Source organism: Methylobacterium nigriterrae, assembly GCF_037106235.1.
Lineage (GTDB): Bacteria > Pseudomonadota > Alphaproteobacteria > Rhizobiales > Beijerinckiaceae > Methylobacterium > Methylobacterium nigriterrae.
In genome coordinates, this window is record NZ_JBAWTG010000303.1 from 1 (window position 1) to 2,293 (window position 2,293).

Genomic DNA, 2,293 nt, shown 5'->3' on the forward strand with positions numbered 1-2,293 from the left:
GAAGAACGAGACGATCTGTCGGCGCCCATCCTCCAGCTGCTTGTAGCGGCAGGCCCAGCCTTCCAGGATCAGGTTGATGTGCGGCGGGGGATCGCCCTCGCGGATGATGTCTTGGTGCGGCCCGAACAGGCGCATCCGCTGGCTCGCCACGTCCTTGAGCGCCTGCTCGTCCTCGGGGGAGAGCCGGGTGAACTGCCCCAGCTTGCGGATGAGGTGCTGGGGCATGCCCGCGTCCCGCCATGCAGGCTGCACGTTAGGCCGATCGGCGCCAGAGGAACTTCACCTGTGTAAGTGTCGGCCTCGGACAGGATGGCAGAAGCTCGTCCCACCTCACGCGGCAGAGCGCGTTGCAGGCGACCCTGCTGGAGACGGATCGTCTTCTGACCCGTGCCCGCGAAGTCGGGTCTCAGACCCCTTGGCAGCCCTGAGTCGATCGACACAGGCTCGGTGCTGCTGCCGGACCAAGCCCTGCGCATGGCGGATCGTGCTTCGCCGGAAGGCGTTGAGGATCGAAGCAGTGCCCGGAGAAGGGAGATGGCCGACGCTTCCCATACACCGAACTTCCGATCTGCCGCGGCGCAGATGCATCTGGCTGAGGGCCTCTACCGCGACCTGTTTGATCGCGCCCCTCTGCCGCTTCTCGTGCTCACGCCCGACTGCCGGATCGTGAATGGCAACAACGCCTACCTCACCGCGACGGGACGCCGGTGCGATACGCTTGCCGGTCTCGACATGTTCGAGGCATTCCCGGACAGCCCGCACGATCCGGAGGCGGATGGCGTGCGCAACCTGGGCAGGTCGTTTGAGCGCGTGCTCACGACGGGGCAGCGCGATCTCATGCGGTTGCAGCGCTACGACGTCCAGCCGGAGGACCGGCCCTGGGAGGTGCGGTACTGGCACCCGGCGAACTGGGCGGTTCTGGATGAGACCGGCTCGGTGCTGGCGCTCATCCACCATGTGAGGGACGCCACGGCCAGCGTTCTGAAGCCGAGCCCTCAGCCGATGACGCTGGCCTGTTCGGGAGATCCAACGGAAGATCTTCTTGCCCGCGCGGACGCGGCCATGCGGCAGGCCAAGCAGCTCCAGAGGAAGACGCAACGGGATCTGCTGCTCGTCCGGAAGCAGGTGGAAGGGCTGCGGAAGCGGTAGGAGGCCGCGTTCCGATCTCGCCGGCTGGGCGTTACGGAACGCACCGGGCCGATCAGCTCGACATGAGTTTGCCGACCGCCCGCACCAGCTCGGTGCCGAGGATCGGTTTCTCCAGCTTCGGGCGTGAACGATAGTCCGAGCGGTCCGCAATCTGGCTCTCGCCCGTGGCAAACAGGTACGGCACACCCCGCTCCTTCAGCCGGTCCGCGACCACGTAGACCGGCTCGCCCCGAAGGTTCACGTCGAGCACCGCCGCGTCGAGCGGAGCCGCCTCGATCAGCGCGAGCGCCTGCTCGGCATCCGGCACCGGCCCGGCCACCACGGCGCCTGCCTCTTGCAGGCAACGCCCGATATCCATGGCGATGACGTACTCGTCCTCGACCACGAGCACGCGACGGTCGGCAAGAGAGGTCGGGCGGTCGGCCATCTGGGCTCTGAGCCGGGCTGCAGAGACTCGGAGCCTACCGGCTCCGGCACGGGCGCACATTCAGACAGGTTAGGCGAGCGGCATCTCGATCCGGCAGCGCACCCCGTCCGTGCCCGGCGCGCACTCGGTCCGGGCCTGCAGCGCGTAGGCGATTGCCTGCTCGATCAGCTCCCGGCCGTAGCCGCGCCGGGTCACCGTCTTCGGCCGCACGGCCACACCGCTCTCGGTCCAGCTGAGCGCCAGGCGCTTGCCGCCGTTCTCGTCTTGAGCCCGCTCCCAGGTGACCAAGAGCCGGCCCGTGTCGCTCTCCAGCGCGCCGGACTTGACCGCGTTGGTGGTCGACCGCCAGCCCGTTCCCGCAGCGGGCGTCAAGCGCCAGATTCCCGTCGCCAGAGGTCGATGGACGTGCTTCGGCAGCTTTCCCGGGAAAAGCTCGCCGTCACGTCCGGAGCGCGGGTGACGTCCCTGGGCGTGGCGTCGAAGCGGGGGTCTGCCTTGCCTCGGGTGGCCCGCTCGGAGCGACCCTGAGCGGCCGTTCCGGCAGCGGTTGCCGAAGGACGGACCCGATGCCGGACCTACGAGATGTCTCCGGACGATCGTCCCGGACCCGCCAGGTCATGTCCGGCCATGATCTCCAGCGCGCGCACCATCGCCGAGTGATCCCAGCCTTTGCCGCCGTGAGCCGCGCAGGTGTTGAAGAGCTCCTGCGCGGTGGCG

Annotated in this window: 4 protein-coding genes; 1 reads left to right on the forward strand and 3 read right to left on the reverse strand. The window is 68.4% G+C overall.

Features of this window, described 5'->3' with window-relative positions; translation table 11 throughout:
• A partial coding sequence (locus WDW90_RS36460) for a cyclic nucleotide-binding domain-containing protein (RefSeq protein WP_336492614.1) occupies positions 1–225 on the reverse strand: 225 nt, incomplete at its 3' end.
• A gap of 309 nt (positions 226–534) precedes the next feature.
• Here WDW90_RS36460 and WDW90_RS36465 point away from each other — a divergent pair.
• Entirely contained in the window at positions 535–1,149 is a 615-nt protein-coding gene (locus tag WDW90_RS36465) for a PAS domain-containing protein (protein WP_336492615.1), read from the forward strand.
• Between the two features lie 52 nt (positions 1,150–1,201).
• Here the strand turns inward: WDW90_RS36465 and WDW90_RS36470 are convergent, their stop codons facing one another.
• Both WDW90_RS36470 and WDW90_RS36475 read right to left on the reverse strand, forming a co-directional pair.
• Complete coding sequence (locus WDW90_RS36470) at positions 1,202–1,576, reverse strand: response regulator (protein WP_336492616.1); 375 nt, start codon at positions 1,574–1,576, stop codon at positions 1,202–1,204.
• A 69-nt stretch (positions 1,577–1,645) separates the two neighbouring features.
• Positions 1,646–1,948 (reverse strand): hypothetical protein, encoded by a 303-nt coding sequence (locus WDW90_RS36475; protein WP_336492617.1) that lies wholly within the window; start codon positions 1,946–1,948, stop codon positions 1,646–1,648.
• Between the last annotated feature and the right edge of the window lie 345 nt (positions 1,949–2,293).